Source organism: Enterococcus sp. AZ062 (assembly GCF_051715065.1).
In the GTDB taxonomy this organism is placed as follows: Bacteria; Bacillota; Bacilli; order Lactobacillales; family Enterococcaceae; genus Enterococcus_B; species Enterococcus_B mundtii.
In genome coordinates, this window is the sequence record NZ_JBIOTB010000001.1 from 923,934 (window position 1) to 946,193 (window position 22,260).

22 protein-coding genes and 1 tRNA gene are annotated in these 22,260 nt (G+C 38.2%); 17 read left to right on the forward strand and 6 right to left on the reverse strand.

Annotated elements, in window-relative coordinates; genetic code table 11:
- The first annotated feature begins 15 nt into the window (after window positions 1-15).
- Together IGJ00_RS04355 and ileS are read left to right on the forward strand one after the other, a co-directional pair.
- Window positions 16-723: a DivIVA domain-containing protein gene (locus tag IGJ00_RS04355; protein WP_019722916.1), complete on the forward strand. Its 708-nt coding sequence runs from the start codon at window positions 16-18 to the stop codon at window positions 721-723.
- A 244-nt stretch (window positions 724-967) separates the two neighbouring features.
- Window positions 968-3,760: an isoleucine--tRNA ligase gene (gene ileS, locus IGJ00_RS04360; protein WP_438844145.1), complete on the forward strand. Its 2,793-nt coding sequence runs from the start codon at window positions 968-970 to the stop codon at window positions 3,758-3,760.
- 91 nt (window positions 3,761-3,851) lie between these two features.
- On the opposite strand, the gene zwf is transcribed toward ileS, so the two are convergent.
- The 3 genes from zwf to IGJ00_RS04375 form a co-directional block, all read right to left on the reverse strand.
- Window positions 3,852-5,375 (reverse strand): glucose-6-phosphate dehydrogenase, encoded by a 1,524-nt coding sequence (gene zwf / locus IGJ00_RS04365; RefSeq protein WP_438844575.1) that lies wholly within the window; start codon window positions 5,373-5,375, stop codon window positions 3,852-3,854.
- Between the two features lie 14 nt (window positions 5,376-5,389).
- Window positions 5,390-6,037 (reverse strand): metal-dependent transcriptional regulator, encoded by a 648-nt coding sequence (locus IGJ00_RS04370; RefSeq protein ID WP_010735969.1) that lies wholly within the window; start codon window positions 6,035-6,037, stop codon window positions 5,390-5,392.
- Window positions 6,038-6,416: 379 nt separating this feature from the next.
- Complete coding sequence (locus tag IGJ00_RS04375; protein WP_010735968.1) at window positions 6,417-6,761, reverse strand: DUF4828 domain-containing protein; 345 nt, start codon at window positions 6,759-6,761, stop codon at window positions 6,417-6,419.
- Window positions 6,762-6,934: 173 nt separating this feature from the next.
- On the opposite strand from IGJ00_RS04375, the gene sfsA reads away from it, so the two are divergent.
- The 12 genes from sfsA to IGJ00_RS04435 all read left to right on the forward strand — a co-directional run bounded on the left by sfsA (window position 6,935) and on the right by IGJ00_RS04435 (window position 17,825).
- Window positions 6,935-7,663: a DNA/RNA nuclease SfsA gene (sfsA, locus tag IGJ00_RS04380; protein ID WP_438844146.1), complete on the forward strand. Its 729-nt coding sequence runs from the start codon at window positions 6,935-6,937 to the stop codon at window positions 7,661-7,663.
- Between the two features lie 15 nt (window positions 7,664-7,678).
- Window positions 7,679-8,692 carry a Gfo/Idh/MocA family protein gene (locus IGJ00_RS04385; RefSeq protein ID WP_010735966.1) on the forward strand — a complete coding sequence of 338 codons (1,014 nt, stop codon included), beginning with the start codon at window positions 7,679-7,681 and terminating at the stop codon, window positions 8,690-8,692.
- Window positions 8,692-9,969, forward strand: a complete 1,278-nt coding sequence (locus IGJ00_RS04390) for a DEAD/DEAH box helicase (protein ID WP_438844147.1) — start codon at window positions 8,692-8,694, stop codon at window positions 9,967-9,969. The genes IGJ00_RS04385 and IGJ00_RS04390 overlap by 1 nt, the downstream gene beginning before the upstream one ends.
- Window positions 9,970-10,031: 62 nt before the next feature.
- On the forward strand, window positions 10,032-12,734 hold the full coding sequence (locus tag IGJ00_RS04395) for a sigma 54-interacting transcriptional regulator (protein WP_071865943.1): 2,703 nt from the start codon (window positions 10,032-10,034) through the stop codon (window positions 12,732-12,734).
- Window positions 12,735-12,885: 151 nt separating this feature from the next.
- Complete coding sequence (locus tag IGJ00_RS04400) at window positions 12,886-13,203, forward strand: PTS sugar transporter subunit IIB (protein WP_010735963.1); 318 nt, start codon at window positions 12,886-12,888, stop codon at window positions 13,201-13,203.
- Between the two features lie 26 nt (window positions 13,204-13,229).
- The gene (locus IGJ00_RS04405) at window positions 13,230-13,550 is read left to right on the forward strand and encodes a PTS lactose/cellobiose transporter subunit IIA (RefSeq protein ID WP_010735962.1); all 321 of its coding nucleotides are present in this window, start codon (window positions 13,230-13,232) and stop codon (window positions 13,548-13,550) included.
- 109 nt (window positions 13,551-13,659) lie between these two features.
- Window positions 13,660-15,120: a PTS sugar transporter subunit IIC gene (locus IGJ00_RS04410; RefSeq protein WP_074799787.1), complete on the forward strand. Its 1,461-nt coding sequence runs from the start codon at window positions 13,660-13,662 to the stop codon at window positions 15,118-15,120.
- 108 nt (window positions 15,121-15,228) lie between these two features.
- On the forward strand, window positions 15,229-15,450 hold the full coding sequence (locus IGJ00_RS04415) for a hypothetical protein (RefSeq protein ID WP_019722908.1): 222 nt from the start codon (window positions 15,229-15,231) through the stop codon (window positions 15,448-15,450).
- Between the two features lie 23 nt (window positions 15,451-15,473).
- A complete protein-coding gene (locus tag IGJ00_RS04420) occupies window positions 15,474-15,656 on the forward strand; it encodes a DUF3188 domain-containing protein (protein WP_010735959.1) in 183 nt (60 codons plus the stop codon).
- A complete protein-coding gene (locus IGJ00_RS04425) occupies window positions 15,656-16,069 on the forward strand; it encodes a DUF3284 domain-containing protein (protein ID WP_438844148.1) in 414 nt (137 codons plus the stop codon). The genes IGJ00_RS04420 and IGJ00_RS04425 overlap by 1 nt, the downstream gene beginning before the upstream one ends.
- 264 nt (window positions 16,070-16,333) lie before the next feature.
- Window positions 16,334-17,512 (forward strand): GNAT family N-acetyltransferase, encoded by a 1,179-nt coding sequence (locus IGJ00_RS04430; protein WP_071865945.1) that lies wholly within the window; start codon window positions 16,334-16,336, stop codon window positions 17,510-17,512.
- A gap of 34 nt (window positions 17,513-17,546) precedes the next feature.
- Window positions 17,547-17,825, forward strand: coding sequence for a zinc ribbon domain-containing protein (locus IGJ00_RS04435; RefSeq protein WP_071865946.1), 279 nt, complete (start codon window positions 17,547-17,549; stop codon window positions 17,823-17,825).
- 295 nt (window positions 17,826-18,120) lie between these two features.
- Here the strand turns inward: IGJ00_RS04435 and IGJ00_RS04440 are convergent.
- Window positions 18,121-18,194: transfer RNA gene (locus IGJ00_RS04440), tRNA-Arg, on the reverse strand.
- Window positions 18,195-18,315: 121 nt separating this feature from the next.
- On the opposite strand from IGJ00_RS04440, the gene IGJ00_RS04445 reads away from it, so the two are divergent.
- On the forward strand, window positions 18,316-18,480 hold the full coding sequence (locus IGJ00_RS04445) for a hypothetical protein (RefSeq protein ID WP_169823209.1): 165 nt from the start codon (window positions 18,316-18,318) through the stop codon (window positions 18,478-18,480).
- A 60-nt stretch (window positions 18,481-18,540) separates the two neighbouring features.
- Here IGJ00_RS04445 and IGJ00_RS04450 read toward each other — a convergent pair whose 3' ends face one another.
- Window positions 18,541-19,773 (reverse strand): aminopeptidase, encoded by a 1,233-nt coding sequence (locus IGJ00_RS04450; RefSeq protein WP_071865947.1) that lies wholly within the window; start codon window positions 19,771-19,773, stop codon window positions 18,541-18,543.
- 260 nt (window positions 19,774-20,033) lie between these two features.
- Between IGJ00_RS04450 and IGJ00_RS04455 the strand changes: the two genes are divergently transcribed.
- Complete coding sequence (locus IGJ00_RS04455) at window positions 20,034-20,603, forward strand: TetR/AcrR family transcriptional regulator (RefSeq protein ID WP_010735953.1); 570 nt, start codon at window positions 20,034-20,036, stop codon at window positions 20,601-20,603.
- 113 nt (window positions 20,604-20,716) lie between these two features.
- On the opposite strand, the gene IGJ00_RS04460 is transcribed toward IGJ00_RS04455, so the two are convergent.
- Window positions 20,717-21,160 carry a flavodoxin gene (locus IGJ00_RS04460; RefSeq protein ID WP_010735952.1) on the reverse strand — a complete coding sequence of 148 codons (444 nt, stop codon included), beginning with the start codon at window positions 21,158-21,160 and terminating at the stop codon, window positions 20,717-20,719.
- A 162-nt stretch (window positions 21,161-21,322) separates the two neighbouring features.
- On the opposite strand from IGJ00_RS04460, the gene map reads away from it, so the two are divergent.
- Complete coding sequence (gene map / locus IGJ00_RS04465) at window positions 21,323-22,087, forward strand: type I methionyl aminopeptidase (RefSeq protein ID WP_071865948.1); 765 nt, start codon at window positions 21,323-21,325, stop codon at window positions 22,085-22,087.
- The last annotated feature ends 173 nt before the right edge of the window (window positions 22,088-22,260 follow it).

Below are 22,260 nucleotides of genomic sequence, written 5' to 3' on the forward strand. Positions count from 1 at the left end.
GAAGGTGGTTTACTCATGGCTTTAACTCCATTAGATATTCAAAATAAAACATTCCCAACAAAAATGCGGGGATATAATCAAGACGAAGTAGATGATTTCTTAGATTTAGTTGTTCGTGATTACGAAGAAGTAACACAAAGAAATCGTGAGTTAGAAAAAGCAGTGAAGCATTCAGAAGAAAAACTTGAATACTTCAATGAACTGAAAGATGCGTTGAATCAATCGATTATCGTGGCACAAGATACAGCCGACAAAGTAAAAACAAGCGCAAGTAAAGAATCAGAAGTGATCGTGACTTCTGCACAAAATAAAGCAGACGAAATGGTAGCAAACGCTGAAAAACGCGCACACCAATTAACAACGGATGCAGAAGAAAAAGCCCGCCGTATCTTGACAGATGCGACTGAAAAAGCAAGACAATTGGCTACAGAAACAGAAGATTTGAAAAAGAAAACACGTGTATTCCATCAACGAATCAGCTTGATGTTGGAATCACAACTTGAACAAGTGAAAAGTCCAGAATGGGATGAGATCTTACAACCATTCTCGAGTTATGTAACAGACAGCCATGAAGTAATCAAAGAAGTTTTGGCAAAACAGCTTGACAATGAAATTGAAAGTGATGTACACTCTGAAACAGGAGTATACGAGTCTCCAGTGACTGCTTTTGATACGCAAGCAATCGATCTTTCGATCATTCCTGGAGAATACGAAGAAGAGTAGAACAGAAAAGCATTTTGACATTCTTAAAGCGAGCCAATGACAGTGTAAGATTGGTAAGACCCTGCAAAGTGAAAGATCCTCTACTTGCTTTATTTCTGAACGACAGTAAGAAATAGCGGCTGACCTCGTTATCGGTCTTCGAGAGTTACGATTGTAACTAAATTTGGGTGGTACCACGGCATGTTCGTCCCTAGGATGAACATGCTTTTTTGCGTTCTGTAAACTATAGTTAAGGAGTGTTTGTATGAAAATGAAAGAAACCTTGCAACTAGGAAAAACAAGTTTTCCTATGCGTGGGAATTTGCCGAACCGTGAAGGTGAGTGGCAAAAAGAATGGGAAGAAAATCAAATCTATCAACAAAGACAAGCGTTGAATGAAGGCAAACCAAGCTTTATTCTTCATGATGGTCCTCCGTATGCAAACGGAAATATCCATTTAGGGCATTCTTTAAACAAAATTAGTAAAGATATCATCATCCGTTCAAAATCAATGTCTGGTTTTCGTGCGCCGTACGTTCCTGGCTGGGATACGCATGGTTTACCAATCGAGCAAGTCTTGACGAACAAAGGGATCAAAAGAAAAGAAATGACGATGGCTGAATACTTGGAAAAATGTCGTGAATACGCCCTTTCACAAGTAGACAAACAACGGGAAGACTTTAAACGTTTAGGTGTTGCTGGTGATTGGGAAAATCCTTATGTCACTTTAGATCCTTCCTATGAAGCTGCACAGATCCGTGTGTTTGGTAAAATGGCTGAAAAAGGGTATATCTACAAAGGATTAAAACCAATTTACTGGTCACCATCTAGTGAATCCTCATTAGCTGAAGCTGAAATTGAATATAAAGATGTCAAATCTCCTTCTATCTATGTCGCTTTCACTGTGAAGGATGGCAAAGGTCTTTTGGAAGAAGATACTGCTTTCGTTATTTGGACAACGACACCATGGACATTGCCAGCTAACCAAGGGATTGCTGTAAACCCAACATTTACGTATGTCTTAGTAGAAGCTGATGGTCGCAAATTTGTCGTTGCCAAAGATTTGATGGAAACGGTGCAACAGGCAATTGGCTGGGAAACAGTCGTAGTCTTAAAAGAATTTGCAGGACAAGAGATGGAATACATGACAGCGACACATCCATTCTATGAACGTGAATCTTTAGTGATCTTAGGAGATCACGTGACCTTGGATGCAGGTACTGGATTAGTCCACACCGCACCTGGACATGGGGAAGATGACTATATTGCAGGAAATCGTTACAATTTACCTGTGGTTTCTCCCGTTGATTCTAAAGGTGTATTTACGGATGAAGCACCTGGATTTGAAGGAATCTTTTATGACAAAGCAAATCCAATGATCACGGATCTATTACAAGAAAAAGGTGCCTTGTTGAAATTGGATTTCTTCACCCATAGTTACCCACATGACTGGCGTACTAAAAAACCTGTCATTTATCGTGCAACACCACAATGGTTTGCTTCAATCAATGATTTCCGCCAAAACATTCTTGATGAAGTGGAAAAAGTTGATTGGATCATTCCATGGGGAAAAACACGTCTTTACAATATGGTACGTGATCGCGGCGATTGGGTCATCTCACGCCAACGTGCTTGGGGCGTCCCACTACCAATTTTTTATGCTGAAAATGGCGAAGCGATCATTACACCTGAGACTATTGAACATGTCGCTGAATTATTTGCGGCCCATGGCTCAATCATTTGGTTTGAAAAAGAAGCGAAGGATTTACTGCCTGAAGGCTTTACGCATCCAGGATCACCAAATGGCGAATTTACGAAAGAAACAGATATCATGGACGTCTGGTTTGATTCAGGTTCTTCTCATGAAGCTGTTTTACGTCAACGCCCTGAGTTATCTTTCCCAGCAGATATGTATCTTGAAGGTTCAGATCAATATCGTGGTTGGTTCAATTCAAGTATCACTACAAGTGTAGCGATCAATGGTGTTGCGCCATACAAATCAGTTTTATCCCAAGGCTTCACGTTAGATGGCGAAGGTCGAAAAATGAGTAAATCATTAGGCAATACGATCGTTCCAGATAAAGTGATCAAACAATTTGGTGCGGATATTCTACGTCTATGGGTATCTAGTGTGGACTACGAAGCAGATGTTCGTGTGTCTATGGATATTTTAGGACAAGTTGCTGAAGTTTATCGGAAAATCCGAAATACGATGCGTTTCCTATTAGCAAATACGGATGATTTTGACCCTAAGAAAGATGCAGTAGCGTATGAAGATCGTCGTTCAGTTGATAAATATATGACAGTTCGTTTAAATCAAGTCATCAAAGAAATTCGTGAAGAAGGATATGATAAGTATAACTTTATGCAAATCTATCGCACAGTGATGAATTTCTTAACAGTTGATCTTTCTTCTTTCTATCTTGATTTTGCAAAAGATGTTGTTTATATTGAAGCAGAAAATGATCATCAACGTCGTTGTATGCAAACTGTTTTTTACGAAACAGCTGTTTCATTAACAAAATTACTGACACCGATCATTCCTCACACAACAGAGGAAATCTGGTCATTCTTAAAAGAAGAGGAAGCTTATGTTCAATTAAGTGAGCTACCAGGATATGTTGAATATGCGAACCAAGATGAGTTGTTAGATACATGGGCGGCCTTCATGGATTTCCGTGATAAAGTCTTAAAAGCACTAGAAGAAGCAAGAAATAGTAAATTGATTGGAAAATCATTAGAAGCAAAATTAACGATCTATCCGAATCAACAAGTGAATCAATTATTGACAGCAGTTGCTGCTGACATTCCTCAGTTATTGATCGTCTCACCAGACTACTTTACGATTATGCCAGAAAACACTGAAGCGCCTGAAAATGCTTTAGTCTTTGATGATGTAGCGATTTTAGTCGAAAAAGCAGAAGGTGAAACGTGTGATCGTTGCCGTCAAATCCGTAAAGATGTTGGAACTGATGAAAAATTACCACACTTATGCGGACGTTGCGCACAACTTGTTGAAGAATTCTATCCAGAAGCAGTCGCAGAAGGTTTTGAATAAAAGTTAGTAAAAAACAACCAAACACATTTTGTGTTTGGTTGTTTTTATTACATCAAAGAGTATTTTTAAGCGAATAGCAAATGATTGGTCACTAATCCAATTTACCACGTTCACGGTACCAATGATCTGGTTGCCAGATCCATTCGAACCCGTCTTTTTCTAAAAGCTCGAATGCTGCTTCAGGACCCATAGAACCAGCTTTATAATTCGGGAAATCTGGTTGTACCTGATCCCAAACTTGGCGGATCACGTCAACGATATGCCAAGATTGTGCGACTTCTTCCCAATGAGAGAAGTTGGTGCTATCACCGTTCAATGCATCTAACATAAGCTTTTCATACGCTTCAGGACTATTTTCGACCATTTCAGCACTATTGCGATATTCCAGTTTGATTGGATCGGTGGCGAAGCCTTGACCAACTTTTTTTCCATTTAATGTAAATGAAAAACCTTCTGTTGGTTGAATATAGATAGTCAAAACATTTGGTGGTAACGTTGGATCATTACAAGGTTCGTCGATCGATGTTTTAAATACATTGACAGGTACTTGTTTAAAGACAATATTGATTCGTGTACCTTTTTCAGTAAGACGTTTCCCAGTACGTACATAAAACGGTACGCCAGACCAACGGAAATTATCGATCGTAAATTTTCCAGCAACAAATGTTTCAGTTGTCGATTGTGGATCAACGTTGTCTTCTTCACGGTAGCCTTTGAATGTCTGATCATCTAATTGACCTGCAGCATATTGCCCACGTACAAAATTTTCTAAGACTTCTTTTTTTTCATAAATACGAATAGCTTTTAAAGCTTTGATTTTTTCTGATCTGATTTCTTTTTCGGAAAAGGCAACAGGCGGTTCCATCGCGAGTAATGCTAATACTTGAAGGATATGATTTTGGACCATGTCTTTTAACGCACCGCTGTGGTCATAGTAGCCGCCACGATCTTCGACACCTAAACTTTCACCAAAAGTGATCTGGATGTTGTCGATGTAACGATTGTTCCATTGAGACTCAAAAATATTATTGGCAAAGCGAATCGCAGAGATATTTTGAATCATTTCTTTACCTAAGTAATGGTCGATACGGAAAATATCGTCTTCTGGAAAGGCTTGTCGAATTTTTTCATTCAATTCAAATGCAGAATGGAAATCAGAACCAAAAGGTTTTTCGATAATCAATCGGTTGAAGCCAGTTTCAGTGATGATTTTCTGAGATTTCAAATGTGAAACGATCGTGCCGAAAAATTGAGGAGCCATAGCTAAATAGTACATTCGATTACCATTCAAGTGGTATTTTTCATCTAAACGATCAGATAATTCTTTTAATGTTTGGTAATGAGAAGAATCATTGACATCATGAGATTGGTAATAAAAATGGCTAGCAAATCGTTCGGCTTCTTCGGCAGAAGGATTCAATGTTTCGATTGTTCCTTTAACCACTTTACGATAGTGTTCATCACTCCAAGGACGACGTGCTGTACCGATCACAGCAAAATGTTCGCTCAAGTTGCCCTTTTTGTATAAACGAAAAAGGGAAGGATACAATTTACGTTGTGCTAAATCTCCTGTACCGCCAAATATAGTAAATAATACGTTTTTTTCATTCATTATTTGGGTAATCTCCTTTACAGTTTATCAACAAAAATTGTGCTGGCGGCTTTAAAGCTGACAGGAATTTTTTTAGTTTTATTTTGGATGGTGATTGGTCCTTCATAGGCCGCTACATCAGTAATTTCATAAGTTTCATCAATATTGACATCGATTGTGACTAAATAGTCTAATAATTCCTTTTCATCAAGGACACGAGCAATCCGGATTTTGGTACCGACTGGGTAGGATTCCAGTGTTTGACGACGCTCTTCATGGACAACCTGTTCCTTTTTAGGAATAATGCCTCCATGTGGGCAATGTTTAGGATGATTTAAATAACTTTCTAAATGATCCGCAAGCTGTTCAGAAGTCACATGCTCAAGGACCTCAGCATCGTCATGAACCTCATTCCAGTTGTAATCTAAATGTTCGACTAAAAAAACTTCCCATAATCGATGTTTACGTATCAGGCTACTTGCTTTTATCAGTCCGCTATCAGTCAATTGTACACCTTGGTAAGGAGAGTGTTCGACTAGTTTTTCTTTAACGAGTTTAGAAATCATTTCGCTTACTGAAGCAGGTGACACTGCTAGGCTAGAAACGATTTGTTTATTGTTGACTTTTGTTGTGTCACCGCCTAATTCCAGAATGATTTTTAAATAATCTTCTCGGTTTGGTGTCATATGCGATCATCCTTTCATGGTAAGAAACCATCACTTGTAAGTGTAACAAAAAAAACACAAATTGACTATTTTATGAGAAAAAAATAGGACGGAAATGTCGGTTTTTTTATTTTTCGTATGCCATCGTTTGTCCATCTTTCTAAGTAGTTGTTTGAGATGTATAGTGATCAAATAGCCGCTAATTGAAAAGTACTTTGCTCTTATCATAGCATAATTTGTTCGATCGTTGTGACCTAGAGGAAATTGCATGGATGAAACTTGTAAAACGGGACAAAGGGTTTAGAAAACAGCAATTTTCTAAACCCTTTGTCTCGTTTTTATAAAAAAGAAGTACGTTAATGAAGTGATTGGCAGTGTATCATCTACTAAGCTAGGATAATCATGATTTTTTAGATAATAAATAAGCGGAATCATTTGCTTCATCGTACAGTAACATGTCGTTGTAAGAAAACGTTAGGTAAAAACCGTACTGATCTCTAACTATCAATTTTTCGGAGGTAACTTCGACTAATAGTGTTCCTAAAGAACGGTCATCAAGCCAAAACGAATAATCAGAATGGATGGTCAGTTCATGGTGTGTTTGGCTGGTATCCGTAAATGACCAAGTTCCACAGTATTTATTCAAATGATCGACCTGTGCTTCTTTCTTTTTATGATCGAGTACTTTTTTTCCAGCAAGTGTTGCGATACCGGCAAGTAGGATATAGATGATTCTTTTTTTCATTTTTTTCCACTCCTTTGTCTTTATTTATGATAAAAGCATATTTTGCTTATTGTTCCTTTTCTTATAGTTTACTAAAGAAAGTGCATGATTTCTCTAAGACTTTCGACTGGTTTTTCAAGTGTTTTTAGTAAAAATATGGTAGGATACAGTAGTAGGGAGAAAGGTGATGACTATTGGACTACCAAGATGTTGAAATTGCTTACTTCATTGAACGACCAAATCGCTTTATTGCTTTTTGTTTGAACAAAAAAGGAGAAGTAGTCAAAACTCATGTTAAGAATACAGGTAGAGGCAAAGAGTTGTTGCTTCCTGGTGCAGAGGTGGCGTTAGTACACATTCCTGGAACAAAACGTAAAACTGCCTATGATCTAATTGCTGTAAAAAAAGAGCAGCAGTGGTTCAATATCGATAGTCAGTTACCAAACCGATTAGCGATTGATGGAATTTTAGATGGGACGATCCACTTACCAAATTTAAATGGTGATATTGAGTTCTACAAACGTGAAGTGACCTTTGGAAAGTCTAAATTCGATATTTATTTAGAAACAAGTTGCGGTCAAAAAGCATTTGTAGAGGTCAAAGGGATGACCCTGGAAAACAAAGCAATAGGTGCTTTTCCCGATGCACCGACCATTCGTGGACTTAAACACGTCAATGAATTGATCCGCGCGCATCAAGAAGGCTATGAGACCTATATTCTTTTTATTGCACAATTTGAACACTTGCATCGAGCAACGATCCATGAACAGATGCAACCAGAATTAGCTGCTGCTTTTCGTTTTGCTCAACAAGCAGGTGTTCAAGTAATCGTATATAATTGTCAAGTAACAGAAAAACAAGTGGTATTGAAACAAGCAACCCCATTTGACCTAAATACAGTTTTTGAAGATCCTAATTTATAGAAAGAAGGCGTAAAGATGATCCATTTAGGTATAATCGGTACAAATTGGATTACCCATCAATTTGTTCAAGCAGCATTAGCGACACGTAAGTATGAACTAACAGCTGTTTATTCAAGACATTTAGAAAAAGCGCAACAATTTGGCGCAGAATATGAAGGCGATATCGCATTCGCAACAGATTTAACTGTTTTTTTTGAGTTAGAACACATGGATACGGTCTATATTGCTTCGCCAAATAGTTTGCATTTTCAGCATGCGAAGCAAGCAATTTTGGCAGGAAAAAATGTGATTGTAGAAAAACCGGCATTTAGTACACCAAAAGAAATGGAAGAGATCATTCATTTGGCAAACCAAGAGAAAGTCTTTTTCTTTGAAGCCGCGCGAAATATCCATGAAGCTGGGTTTAAAAAAATTGCAGAATTTTTACCTTTGAAAGATGAGATCATTGGCGCAAATTTCAGCTATATGAAATATTCTTCTCGTTATGATCAAGTATTAGATGGGGAAGAACCGAATATTTTCTCTCCGCGTTTTTCAGGTGGAGCAATGATGGATCTCGGCGTTTACCTTGTCTACGCAGCTGTAGGTTGGTTTGGCAAGCCGCAAGAAGTCCATTATTTCCCTAGAAAAATAGCTACAGGTGTTGATGGATTAGGTTGGGGGATCTTGCGCTATGCTACTTTTGATGTAGCAATCCAACCGGGCAAAATTGGTGATTCATATCTACCTTCCGAGATTTATTTTGATAGTGGAACAGTGATCATGAATGGCGTCAATGCAATTGAGCAAGCAGAGTACCATGATCGTAACCACGAACAAATTGAAAAATTAGAGATCGTAGCTTCTGAAAATCCAATGAGTGAAGAGGCAGAAGATTTTGCGAATGTGATCATGAACCCTAAAGATCCACAATGGGGATTACAGTATGAAGAATGGGTCGAACTTGCACGAAACGTGAATCAAGTCGTTTATGATTTGCGAATCAGTGGTGGGATCGAATTCGATGCAGATAAAGAGGGAACTGAGTAATGACTGATTTTGTAAAACATTTTCCAACTAATTGGCAAAACAAATGGGAAGAAAAAGGGTTCACTGTCCCATCGTTTATCCAACAAGAAGTATTCACTGACTTAAAAGAAGGTAAAAGCTTAATTGCTGTTTCTCCAACCGGTTCAGGTAAGACCTTAGCTTATCTATGGCCGTTACTATTGAATGTGAAAAAAGGAGAGGCAAGTACCCTATTGATCCTTGCTTCTTCGCAAGAATTGGCGATCCAAGTTGCTGAGGTCACCCGTGAATGGGCAAAAGATTTAGCAATCTCTGTCCAATCTGTTGTGGGCGGCGCAAATGTCAAACGCCAAATCGAAGGACTAAAAAAGAAACCGGAAGTATTGGTAGGCACACCAGGTCGTGTATTAGAGTTGATGAAACAAAAAAAAATAAAGGCTCATCAAATCCAAACAATCGTATTTGACGAGGCAGATCAACTTTTTGATGAAGGAAATCGACCATTTATTGATCAAATCATTCATCAAGCGCCAACCGACTACCAATTAGCTTTCTTTTCAGCAACAGCCGATCGTTCCATCCAGCAAATCGAATCATTGACAAAACAATCGCTGAAAGTGGTCGACGTTACTAAAATGGATGATTCAAGGAAAGGACTTAGTCACTATTTTATCCGTGTTCCTGCTCGAAAAACAGAGGACTATCTAAGACGATTAGCGCATGTGGAAGGTTTCCAAGGTCTTGTTTTTTTCAACCAGTTGAGTGAGTTAGGCATGATGGAAGAAAAAATGAGTTATCGAGGAATCCGCGTGGCGAGTTTAGCATCTGACCAAAACAAGCTATTACGCAAAGCGGCATTGACTCAATTCAAAGAAGGCAAAATCAGCATGTTGTTATCAACGGATGTAGCTGCTCGTGGGCTAGATATCGCTGAACTTCCTTATGTTGTTAATGTCGACGTTCCAATGACAGAAGAAACATATTTGCATCGTGCAGGTAGAACTGGTCGAATGGGGCAACAAGGACAAGTCATCACCTTTGTGAATGAACATACACTAAGAGACTTAAAAAAAATTGCTCGACAAACAGAAACAGAACTCACTGAATTATTTATTTATGGGGGAGGCTTACAGACAGAAGCCCCTGAAAAAGCCCCAATAAAAATGCTCCAAAAAAAGAAAGAATTAGGAAAAAAAGAAGCAAGTGAAACAGTAACAAAAAAAGTTGCTTCTTCTCCGAAAACAAAACACAAAAACAAGCATAAAAAAGATAAAAATAAAGGAGCAAGGCGCAAATAAGCGCCTTTTTGTGTTATTATATTGAAAATGGAAACAGGTCGTTTGGTTAAAGGAGAGTTAGCATGAACGAAAGACAGGAAGAAATCTTGGATTTACTTACGGAAAATCATAAAGGATTGACAGCAACAGATGTTGCGAAGCAATTAGAGATTGATCGTAGTAATGCAAGCCGTTATCTAAGTGATTTATATAAAGCGCATTACATCGTGAAAAGCACTGGCAGACCTGTAGTTTATTCTATGCCTCCCAAAAAAACAGCTTCAGATAAAGTTCATGTGGACGCTTCTACACAAGTCACTTTTGAAACCTTAGTAGGGGAGAATGAATCATTAAAAGTAAGTATCCAACAGGCAAAAGCAGCGATTTTATATCCGCCAAGAGGATTGCATACGATTATTTTTGGGGAGACAGGAACTGGAAAATCGATGTTTGCTGAATGTATGTACCATTTTGCAATCGATTCGGAAATGCTTTCTCCAGATGCCCCCTTTATTTCATTTAATTGTGCGGATTATGCGCAAAACCCACAGTTGTTGTTTGGGCATATCTTCGGAATAAAAAAAGGTGCCTATACAGGTGCAACACAAGATAGCCAAGGTTTGATGGCTAAAGCAGATGGGGGGATCTTATTTTTAGATGAGATCCATCGCTTACCTCCAGAAGGGCAAGAGATGCTCTTCACGTTTATCGACAAAGGGGTTTATCGCCCATTAGGGGAGAGCGCACAAGTCCATGAGGCGTCTGTTCAGATCATCGGAGCAACGACAGAATCATCTGAAAGTTTTTTGACGACATTTAACCGCAGGATACCGATGGCAATCACTTTGCCGAATCTGGCCTCTCGGTCATTAGATGAGCGGTATGAAATCATTTCCTTGTTTATCAAGCAAGAAGCCAATCGCTTGAATCAACGGATCGATATTGAAAAAGAAGCGATTTTAGCTTTTATGCTATACGACGCAGAGGGAAATATCGGGCAAGTAAAACGTGACCTGAAATTAGTCTGTGCGAAGTCATTCCTTCATTATCGTATGCACCAAGAAGAAAAATTAGTCATTCGAAAAGAAGAGTTATCCCTGCAAGTCCAAAAAGGATTATTACGAATCAAAGAAGTCCCTGAACGATTAGATCGCTTCATGGATAGTAAGAGTCAATATTTGACGTTTGAGCCAGGATTCGCTGATGTGGTTTGGTCTAGGGACCCAGAAAGAAACATGCAAGTGTACAATGACATTGAAGAAAAGGTGATGTCGCTTTCTGAATCGGGTGGCGAAAATATTGATCTTGAAGCGTTGATCTCGAAAGATGTCGATGCCTATTTTCAAACGTACGTCAAAGAATTGACGAAAAGTACGATTCCTAAAGATTTACTTCCAGAAGACATCTGGCGTTTGACAAATGAGCTATATGATGTCGCTGAGAAACGATTAGATCGAATCTATAACCAAAAAGCACGCTTTGCGTTTGCCTTACATTTGCAAAGTACATTAGATCGTGTCAAAGATGGTCACATGATCGTTCATCCTGACTTGAATAATATACGAAAGAAGTTCAAAAAAGAATTTCAAGTTGCGATCGATTTATCTACGATCATTGAAGAAGATCAACAAGTAGAGATCCCATTTGATGAAATTGGTTTTATCAGTATGTTTTTATCGATCAATCTCGGAGAAAGTGAGCCAGTCAAAGAAAATAAAGTCGACGTGTTAGTCTTGATGCACGGGCGACAAACTGCTTCAAGTATGTTGGAGATGGCACAAGCTTTACTCGGAACAACGATCGGTCAAGCGTTCAATATGCCATTAGAGATGGAAGTTCAATCCATGTATGAAGAAGTATTGAAATATGTAAAAAATCGTCAAAGCAATTTAACAAATGGCTTGATTCTACTGACTGATATGGGTTCACTGAATACATTCAGCGATTTGATCTATGAAGAGACGGGGATACGTACAAAAGCAATCACGATGACCAGTACCATGATCGTCATCGAAGCAATCCGGATGGCAAATGTTGGTAGAAGCTTAGAAGATATCTACCAAAGTATCCAAATGTCTTTTGAATCGATTGTCAAAGATCAATTTAAAATCGAAAAGCAGGAATTGAACGAACGGAAAAAAGCAGTGATCGTAACTTGTTTTACTGGAGAAGGAGTGGCCGCAAAACTGTATCAACGAATCGTACCCGTTATCAATCAGGATAAAGTTGAAGTGATCCAAATGCAGTTTTTGGAACGTGAATCATTTAAACGCCACATTGATGCGTTATTGGAAGAATATGAGATCAAGGCGATTGCCGGAACTGTTGAGGTAGATTATCAAAATATCCCATTCTTTTCTGCCTATGACGTATTCGATGATGAAAAACTCAATACATTGAAACGCATCGCAGATGACGAAGTTCCGACAGCAAAAATTGTTGATTCATTAAAAGACTCATTGAATGCGATATCATCTGTTGAGCGTTTGATCCAAGCTTTGCAAAAAGCGATCCAACAAATCCAAACAGACTTATCGATCATTGTTGAACCAGGTGTGGATACGGGTATCGTGATCCATGTTGCTTTTTTGATTGATGGTCTGATCAAACATGAAAAATTACGTACATTTGATGATTTCCCGATTTTTGCAAAAATGTATCGCTTAGAAATGGATATTGTTCGAACGAATTTGATCGGGATCGAACGTAAATATGGTGTGAAAATCCCGGAACATGAGATTGCTTTTATCACACAAATGTTTATAGAAAATAAAATAAAAAAATGATTGAAATTACACAGTGTACACACTAACGATTAGTGTGTACACTGTGTTTGCTTGATTAGTGTTATGAAAACGCTATTTTAATTGTTTAGTGTTTGGCATGCTTCTTGCATTATAGTTATAGTGTAAAACCAAATTTAAAGGAGTGGAAAAAATGGAGAAAAAAACAATCATGTTAGTATGTTCTGCAGGAATGAGTACAAGTTTATTAGTAACAAAAATGCAAAAAGCAGCAGAAGAAAAAGGAATGGAAGCAGATATCTTTGCGGTTTCAGCTTCAGATGCTGACAATAACCTTGAATCAAAAAATGTAGATGTTCTATTATTAGGTCCACAAGTTCGCTTTATGAAAGCACAATTTGAACAAAAATTAGCGCCAAAAGGAATTCCATTGGATGTTATCAACATGCAAGATTATGGCATGATGAACGGTGCAAAAGTACTTGAGCAAGCTGAAAAATTAATGAAATAATCAAACGTGAAGCTGGAGGTAGAATAGTGGAAGATCAACAAAATCTAGAAGCCATCATGGGATTGATCATGTATGGTGGAAATGCAAAAAGCGATGCAATGGAAGCGATTTCTGCGGCAAAAAAAGGAGATTTTGATTTAGCGGAGCAAAAAATCCGCGATGCTGAAGCCTCTCTGGTAGAAGCACATCATTCACAAACTCAAATGCTCACGCAAGAAGCACAAGGAAATCATATGCAAGTAACGCTGTTGACTGTGCATAGTCAAGATCACTTGATGACATCGATCGCATTTACAGACCTTGCAAAAGAAATCATTGATTTATATCGTAGAACTTACGTTGAATAACTAAAACACTTCTTTTTTGAACGGAAGAAGAAAAAAATTTTTGAACGGATTTTTTTAATTTGATATAAAGAGTCATTCTTTATATAAAAACTTATAGGAGGAAGTAATAATGAATGGATTAACAAGTTGGATGGAAAAATACATCCTTCCAGTTGCCGGCAAAATCGGCGCGCAAAAGCACTTAGTGGCATTGCGTGACGCTTTTATCGGTACGATGCCTGCAACAATGGCTGGATCAGTAGCTGTAATGATCAATGCAATTATTCGTGATTTACCACAGCAATTTATTAGTACGTATGCTGACAGCTTAGCAGCAGACAAAGGTTTTTTTGCCGTATTGAATGTGATCATCGGCATCAATGGGTTCGTCTGGAATGGTACACTAGCAATTGCAGGACTGATTTTTGCCTTTTCATGGGGATATAATTTAGCCCGTGCTTATGGCGTAAATGACTTAGCAGGAGGGATCGTTGGTTTAGCAACACTGATCCAAGGAATCGCTTTTGGCCCGTCATTATCAGCTGCATTGAATGTCAATGTTCCACAAAATGTGGCAGATGCGATCAATGGATCGGAAATCGGGGCAACGATTGCTGACGGCACTCTATCAGTTGGTTTATGGGGATGGTTGAAGCTTGATCATTTAAATGGTAATGCCTACTTCACAGTAATGATCATGGGCGCGATCTCTGTTATCATTTTCTGTAAATTGATGCTTGCTAATATCACGATCAAAATGCCTGACTCAGTACCACCGGCAGTTTCTAAAGCATTTGCAGCAATCCTACCAGCAACGATTTCATTATATGTCATCGCTATCATTAATTATGTTGTTGGACGTGTGGCAGATGGTCAACTGATCATTGATTTAGTACAAAAATATATTGCAGAACCTTTCTTGGGCTTATCACAAGGTCTTGGTGCTGTATTGATCGTTACGATCTTCGTTCAGATTTTCTGGTTCTTTGGTATCCATGGTCCGAACGTATTAGCACCAGTATTAGAAGGTATTTGGGGTCAAGCACAATTGATCAACATCGATATCTTCCAAAAGGGTTACAATGGTAAAACAGGAACACCTGCAGTATTAGATGCGATTGAAGATGGTAAAGCGTACATGTGGGTACGTGGCTCATTTGATGCGTTTGCATGGTTTGGTGGTTCAGGTGGAACAATCGTTCTATTGATTGCTATCTTACTATTATCAAAACGTGCTGACTACTTGACTGTAGCAAAACTATCGATTGGACCTGGTATCTTCAATATCAATGAACCAGTCATGTTTGGTTTACCAATCGTCTTGAATGCAATCATGTTTATTCCATTCTTAGTGGCACCAGTTGTTGCGACAACGATTGGTTGGGTGGCAACTTATCTAGGATTAGTCGCACCGGTATCTCAACAAGTAACGTGGGTCGTTCCACCGTTCTTGCTGTCGTTCCTTGCAACAGGAGCAGACTGGCGGGCACCGATCGTTACATTAGTATGTATGGTCGTGACCTTCCTGATTTGGGCACCATTTGTGATGTCAGCAAATAAAATGGACCCAGCAGCAGGTGAACCGAAATAATCAGTCGAAGTAGGGGCTATGGGCGATGACGATCCGTCAAATCCCTAGCCCTCGCTTCATTCGAGTAAAACTAAAAGTAATCAATAAAAAAAGAAAAGAGGAAAATAAATGATTTCAATCGCTAGTGCTATGCAACAAGATGCAATCAAAGAGTTGTTAGAAGGATACAATGAAGAAGGTGTAACCTTTACTTTCAAAGAAAAACAAGGAATCAAATTATTCTTTGAAACAAGTGCAGAAGATAAAGAAGCAGCTGCCAAAACAGCAAAAGAATTGATCAAAGCCCAACCATGGGGCACAGTATTATATTTCCAAGCAGCAGCAGTCTAAGAAACAAGATAAGGGTGGTTCAAATGATAAAAAATGGATTGTTTTTGTGTAGTATTGGTTCACTGATCATACTATATAGTTTAAATCCGGGAACGCAACAATATGACATTTATAGTATGGTCACTGGATTGTTTTTTGCAGGACTAGGGATTTACTTCTTTTTAAAAGGTAAGAAGAAAGAAGAAGCAAAGGAGAAAAAGAACTAATGGAAATAATTAAAACACTAAATATTCCGGCATCGTTTTTCTATGATAAAGTGATGGATTCTGTTCTTTTCGATGTCCGCAAAGCCACTGGGAAATCAGTGACACGCAAACAATTAAAGAATCTTGAATACGTCAAACAATTCTCTCAAAATAATCGTGCACGCATTATCATTGAGGAAGTCATTGAAAACCAATCTTATAAATTTCGTACCTCAACGACTAAAAATGATTTTGTCGTTCATTATCAAATCAAACCAATTGATGAAAAATCGTGTGAAGTCCACTACACGGAACAAATGGAATCACATGGTATGTTGCAGAAAATGAATGATATGATCTTAGGGACGATGTTGATGTATTTTAAAAAGAGACGTTTTAAAAAGATGCTAGGGATGATTGAAGAATCCTATTAAAAGAGGATTGCAAATCAAACCGTCATTCCAAGAGGATAACTAATGATCAAAATGAGAATAAGTTGTGGAAACAACGTTTGGATCAAAAAAACGAAGCGCTAAAAACCAAAATCGTTTGTTCTATTTTGGCTTTTTAGCGCTATTTTTTTAAATCATTTTTTTATGGCATACTACTTTTTGAAAAGGAATGAAGGTCCGCCTGCTATTCTTATAAAGAAAAAAATAGTACAATTGGTATAGATATTTAAAGGAAGAAGGGGAAGTATGACGAATGTTATAAAAGAATTGGGGAACCAAGCACTAGAAGAAATGTACACTTTAGCAACCTATGCTTTTAATTCACAAGATACAGACGAACGACGTGAACGATTTAAAATGATTGTTGAGAATTCATGGAACTACGGCTTTTTAGATCCAGAGGGCCATTTGACAAGTCAAGTAATGGCCACACCTTTTTCAGTGAATTTCTATGGAAAAAACTACTTGATGGCTGGAATCGGCTACGTTGCTTCCTATCCTGAAGCACGAGGACAGGGCGGTATCAATCGTATCATGGAAAAAATCCTTGAAGACTGTCGAGAAAGAAATGTCACGCTGTCTTATCTAGCACCATTTTCTTATCCTTTTTATCGTCGCTATGGGTATGAACAATTATTTGACCGGATCAGCTATGAACTGGCGAGTCGTGATTTCCCAGCAGTAAAGAAAACGACAGGCTTTATGAAACGGACAACCTTTGAGGAATCGGTGGATGCCATACGATCCATTTATACAAGTATGCCGGAGAGTAGCCGAGGCGGTTTGGTACGAGAAGAATGGTGGTATTCTTACAAGTTCAAGCAACGAAAAGAGAATCATTATGCACTGTATTACGACCGTGAGGGAAATGCTACAGGATATGTCGTTTATAAATTAGCCGCCCCTACTTTTGTAGTCGTCGAAATGGGTTATCTAAATCATGAAGCATTGAAAGGCTTGATGCGTTTTATTGGTTCACATAGTGGCGCATTTGATTCGTTTGAGTATACATGTGGTTTTTCTGGCTATAGCAAAAATTATTTATTGGATAATCCATATGCTAAAACCACGATCACACCTTATATGATGGGGAGAATCGTAGATATTGAGAAATTTATGCAGACTTATCCATTCCAACATGCAATCAATTTTTCTATTCAAGTGACGGAAGATCCGTATGCAAAATGGAACGAAGGATTTTTTGATATTTCTTATGTCGATGGAGTACTTGAGGTGAAGAAAGTCCAACAGACAGAATTACCTGTGGTCAGTGGAACGATTCAAAGTATGACACAATTATTGTTAGGATATCAAACAGTTGAAGCGCTTGATTTCCATGAAAAAATCAAAGTAGAAGGCGTATTGGTGGCTGAACTTAGTCAAGCACTGCCTAGCCAACAACCAATTCTCAATGATTATTTCTGAGTGAAGACAATCAGATGATAGGAGGATCATAGAAATGGAAGAAATGACATATTGTCAAAGTTGTGGGATGCCACTTGATTCAGTTGAGGTTTTAGGGACAAATAAAAACAATAGCAAGAGTGAAGAATATTGCATTTACTGCTACAAAGATGGCGCATTTTTAACTGATTGTACAATGGATGAAATGATTGAAGAGAGTGTCAAGCACATGAGTGAATCAGGCATGCTGAAAGAACAAGGCAAGACAAAGGAAGAAGCGCGTGAATTCATGCATCACTTTTTCCCAGATTTAAAAAGGTGGAAACATCAATAAAGTTTATTCCAATAGCAAAAAATGGATGCTACCTCATAATCGAATAAAATGACTTCGCATAATGTATTTGGTAATAAGTTGAAAAATGGAGTTTTACTTTTGTTGCTATTTTTTTAAAAGAGCAGAAATATAATAGGGGATTGTGACCTATGGCATCTCATGATTCTTAAAACTGAATAAACAGTGTTCATAAGAAATAAGCCCGCCCCCCAAAATACAAGAACCAATTTCTGGGGAGCAGGCTTATTTCTCGGAGCTGAACATCACTATCACAAACTCGTGATAAGTTCTAAGACGTTCCTGACTGGAATCGAACCAGCGACCTATCGCTTAGGAGGCGATCGCTCTATCCTACTGAGCTACAGGAACAAGCATCAATACTATTATTTTAGCGCTTTGAAGGCATACATGCAAGCTGATTTTAGAGCAAAACGTTTCCAATAAAGGAATCCTGAGTGGTAGAATGATGGTGATAAAGGGGGTTTTGATTATGTCTGATAAGCCAAAAGAAGAAGTAATTGCAGAACGTTTAGATGAAGCAAAAAGAGAACGTGAAGAAATTACGAAAGAGGCAATCCACAAACACGAAGAAGAAAAACCTGTAGAAAAAGAAAGTCGCAAATTTACGTTTACTAAAAAAGAAGATTTATTATAAGCATATCTGTGGAATAACAAAAAAAGATCTGGGAATCTCAGATCTTTTTTTGTTTTATTATTACGCCCAGTCGCCATTTCTGAAGATCGGTACGCGTGAGCCATCTTCGCGGATGCCATCAATATCCATTTTATCTGAACCAACCATGAAGTCCACGTGCGTCTGGCTTCGATTCAAGCCTGCAGCTGCCAATTCTTCATCGGTCATTTCTGTTCCACCTTGCACACTAAACGCATAGGCTGAACCAAGTGCTAAATGGTTTGAAGCATTTTCGTCGAATAATGTGTTATAGAAGATGATACCAGATTGTGAAATCGGTGAAGGATCAGGAACTAGAGCAACTTCGCCTAAACGACGTGCACCTTCATCGGTATCTAGTAGTTTTGCTAAGACTTCTTGTCCTTGTTCCGCTGAAAAATCAACGACTTTGCCGTCTTTAAAAGTAAATTTCATTCCAGTAATGGTCGTTCCTGCATAACTTAAAGGTTTCGTACTTGAGATATATCCATCAACGCGATGACTATCAGGTGCTGTGAAGACTTCTTCTGTTGGCATGTTTGCCATGAATTTTTCATCACGAGCATTATAGCTTCCAGCGCCTTCCCACAAGTGATTTTTCGGCAAGCCAATTACGATATCTGTCCCTGGGGCAGTATAATGTAAAGCTGTAAATTGTTCCTTGTTCAATTCTTCTGCTTTTGTCGCTAATTTTTCATCGTGATTTTTCCAAGCAATTACAGGATCAGATTCATAAATGCGTGTCGTTTTGAAAATCTCATCCCACAATGCGTCGACTTGTTCTTCCTCTGGTAGATCAGGGAATACTTTTGCTGCCCACTGTTTCCCAGCAGCTGCGACAACTGTCCAACTTACTTTGTTTGATTGTGTCGCTTTTCTTAGATTCATCAATGCTTTTCCAACTGCTGATTGATAAGTGGCTACACGATCATTGTCGACTCCTGCGAATGCGTCTGGATCAGAAGAAACAACGCTGATTCTGCTCGCACCTTTTTCAATCCAATCATCTGCTTGATCGATTTTATATTGTGGAACTGTAGTGATTCGATCATCTGCTGCGTGAGTCAAGAATTCTTTTTGAATGATATCGTCTGTCCATTGAACGATCACCTCATCTGCGCCTAATTGATAAGCCTCTTTCGTGATCAATCGGGCTAATTCCGCTTGCTCTACATTGATTTGTAAGACTACTGTGTGCCCTTTCGATACATTGACCCCTGTTTCTGCAATTAAACGGGCGTATTTTTTTAAATTAACATTAAAATCAGCTAACATAATTAAATTCCTCCTCATCATATTTTTTGTAATTCCTCATTGTATGATAACATTTTATTAGAAGTGAAACAAATAAACATCTGATAAAATAATCATTTGTTTTTAATTAGAAAACAGAAAAAAGCATTGATATCCGAGTATAATGACAGAAAAATTTGTAAAAAATAAAAAAACAAGTTTTGCTTATTGAAAAAAAATGGTACAATAGTATTAATCAATGGTGGAAGCGTTATAAAAAATTTCAAGGAGATTAGAAAATTATGGCAAGAAAAAAAACGATAACAAAGGAGCAGATTTTGGCAGCCGCCTATGAAGTTGCTGCCAATGAAGGATTTTCAAAATTCACTGCGAGAAACATTGCAAATAAAATGAACTGTTCTACTCAACCAATCTATTTAGAGTTTAAAAATATGGATGATTTGAAACACGCGCTATTTGAGCAAATCTACGATTATCTAAAATACGAAGTCTTTCCTGTAGAACATACCGGCAATACGATTGTCGATCTAGCGTTGAATTACATCCATTTCGCAAATCGTGAAAAGAAATTATATAGCTCGCTTTACTTGGAAGAGTATGGCGGCGGAAGAGAGATGCAAAATTTCTCCTATAATTACTTTATGGACGTAGTGAAAGAAGATCCAAAATACATGGACTTGTCAGATGATAAACTAGTCTCGCTTCACAATGGGACTTGGATCATTGCAACAGGTATCGCAGCTTTGATGTCATCGAATATCATCCATCCGACGGATACACAAATCGAAAAGATGATCCAAGACAGCATCAATGCCATTTTAAGCTTAAAAGATCCGATTGAAGTAGACTGATCTGCTTATTTGAAAAATTGATCGACCCCATTTGATAGTAATGCCTTGATTTACAAAACGTAATGCTTCTAAACAAAAAGAAGGATGTGGTAAACACATCCTTCTTTTTGTGATTAAGATAACATGGATACAAGAGATTTTGCGAACGCTTCAAGATTTTCAATATCTTCTTCCTCAGCGTTTAAATCAACTTTCACACTTTCGGCACCTTTAACAGCACCAGTTTTTGCAAAGGCAGCATCAAAATCGTCCACTGACTTACAAAACTCATCATAGAAAGTATCTCCAGATCCACACACTCCGTAGATTTTTCCAGGCAATTCAAGTTCTTGTAAGTCCTCATAGAAATCAACGATTTCGTCCGGTAGATCACCGTCATCGTATGTATAAGTAGCAACTACGCAAATATCTGCTTCTTGAAAGTCTTCTGCATCTACTTGTGTGCATTCATTGATTTCAACATCGATATCCATATTTTCCAGAGCCTCTGCAACAATATCGGCGATTTCTTCCGTGTTACCAGTCATACTTGCATAAACGATTTTTGCTAAAGCCATAAGGCGCCTCCTAAATTTTAATGAATAGCATTTCAACAACTACCAATTATACCAAAAGTTTGAGAAAAAGGAAGCGAGATTTATAAAGGTACTATGGGATTTGGCTAAATACTTCCTACTATGTTAAAATAAAAAGGATTTGTAAAAAGGAGACGAGAATAGATGATAACATTAAAATCAGCACGTGAGATCGAAGCAATGGCAGAGTCTGGTGCATTATTAGCAGATGTCCATAAAAATCTGCGAGACTTCATTAAACCAGGAGTAACTAGTTGGGATATCGAAGTATTTGTGCGTAATTATATTGAAAGTCATGGCGGAGTCGCTGCCCAAATTGGATTTGAAGGATACGAATATGCGACATGTATCAGCATCAATGATGAGATCTGTCATGGGTTTCCCCGAAAAAAACCACTTAAAAGTGGTGACTTAGTGAAAGTAGATATGTGTATCGACTTAAAAGGCGGAATCTCTGATTCTTGTTGGGCATATGTGGTCGGTGAATCCACACCTGAAATTGATCGATTGATGGAAGTGACAAAAAAAGCACTATATATCGGCATTGAGCAAGCACAAGTTGGTAATCGTATTGGGGATATTGGTCATGCAATCCAAACGTACGTCGAAGGAGAAAATCTAGGAATCGTACGAGACTTTGTTGGACATGGGGTAGGACCAACGATCCATGAAGAACCAACTATTCCTCACTATGGTGAACCTGGCAAAGGGCTAAGATTAAAAGAAGGTATGGTCATTACGATCGAGCCAATGGTCAATACAGGAACATGGAAAATGAAAATGGACCCAAATGGTTGGACAGCGTATACCAGAGATGGTGGGTTATCTTGCCAATATGAACACACATTGGCTATCACTAAAGATGGTCCAAAAATCTTGACTTCTCAAGGTGAGGAAGGAACTTATTAAGTTCTTCTTTCCGTGAACAGTTTTCAAACTGTTTGATTAACTAGAGAAAGTTGTAGATGACTTTCTTCTTCAAATAATGGATAAAAGTTGTAGGAAAGCTAGTAACTAAGATAGTAGGGTGGCAATTGGAAAAATATGTCTATTATTTTCTGGTTTGCCACCCTTTTCCTCAG

Excerpts from the sequence above, each read along its gene's own strand:
- IGJ00_RS04455 (WP_010735953.1), top strand. The coding sequence starts at position 20,034 with ATGGCAAGAAAAAAAACGATAACAAAGGAGCAGATTTTGGCAGCCGCC.
- IGJ00_RS04435 (WP_071865946.1), top strand. The coding sequence starts at position 17,547 with ATGGAAGAAATGACATATTGTCAAAGTTGTGGGATGCCACTTGATTCA.
- IGJ00_RS04415 (WP_019722908.1), top strand. The coding sequence starts at position 15,229 with ATGATTTCAATCGCTAGTGCTATGCAACAAGATGCAATCAAAGAGTTG.
- map (WP_071865948.1), top strand. The coding sequence starts at position 21,323 with ATGATAACATTAAAATCAGCACGTGAGATCGAAGCAATGGCAGAGTCT.
- IGJ00_RS04390 (WP_438844147.1), top strand. The coding sequence starts at position 8,692 with ATGACTGATTTTGTAAAACATTTTCCAACTAATTGGCAAAACAAATGG.
- IGJ00_RS04375 (WP_010735968.1), bottom strand. The coding sequence starts at position 6,761 with ATGAAAAAAAGAATCATCTATATCCTACTTGCCGGTATCGCAACACTT.
- IGJ00_RS04400 (WP_010735963.1), top strand. The coding sequence starts at position 12,886 with ATGGAGAAAAAAACAATCATGTTAGTATGTTCTGCAGGAATGAGTACA.
- IGJ00_RS04370 (WP_010735969.1), bottom strand. The coding sequence starts at position 6,037 with ATGACACCAAACCGAGAAGATTATTTAAAAATCATTCTGGAATTAGGC.
- IGJ00_RS04395 (WP_071865943.1), top strand. The coding sequence starts at position 10,032 with ATGAACGAAAGACAGGAAGAAATCTTGGATTTACTTACGGAAAATCAT.
- IGJ00_RS04445 (WP_169823209.1), top strand. The coding sequence starts at position 18,316 with ATGTCTGATAAGCCAAAAGAAGAAGTAATTGCAGAACGTTTAGATGAA.
- ileS (WP_438844145.1), top strand. The coding sequence starts at position 968 with ATGAAAATGAAAGAAACCTTGCAACTAGGAAAAACAAGTTTTCCTATG.
- IGJ00_RS04430 (WP_071865945.1), top strand. The coding sequence starts at position 16,334 with ATGACGAATGTTATAAAAGAATTGGGGAACCAAGCACTAGAAGAAATG.
- IGJ00_RS04460 (WP_010735952.1), bottom strand. The coding sequence starts at position 21,160 with ATGGCTTTAGCAAAAATCGTTTATGCAAGTATGACTGGTAACACGGAA.
- IGJ00_RS04410 (WP_074799787.1), top strand. The coding sequence starts at position 13,660 with ATGAATGGATTAACAAGTTGGATGGAAAAATACATCCTTCCAGTTGCC.
- IGJ00_RS04385 (WP_010735966.1), top strand. The coding sequence starts at position 7,679 with ATGATCCATTTAGGTATAATCGGTACAAATTGGATTACCCATCAATTT.
- IGJ00_RS04450 (WP_071865947.1), bottom strand. The coding sequence starts at position 19,773 with ATGTTAGCTGATTTTAATGTTAATTTAAAAAAATACGCCCGTTTAATT.
- IGJ00_RS04420 (WP_010735959.1), top strand. The coding sequence starts at position 15,474 with ATGATAAAAAATGGATTGTTTTTGTGTAGTATTGGTTCACTGATCATA.
- IGJ00_RS04425 (WP_438844148.1), top strand. The coding sequence starts at position 15,656 with ATGGAAATAATTAAAACACTAAATATTCCGGCATCGTTTTTCTATGAT.
- IGJ00_RS04355 (WP_019722916.1), top strand. The coding sequence starts at position 16 with ATGGCTTTAACTCCATTAGATATTCAAAATAAAACATTCCCAACAAAA.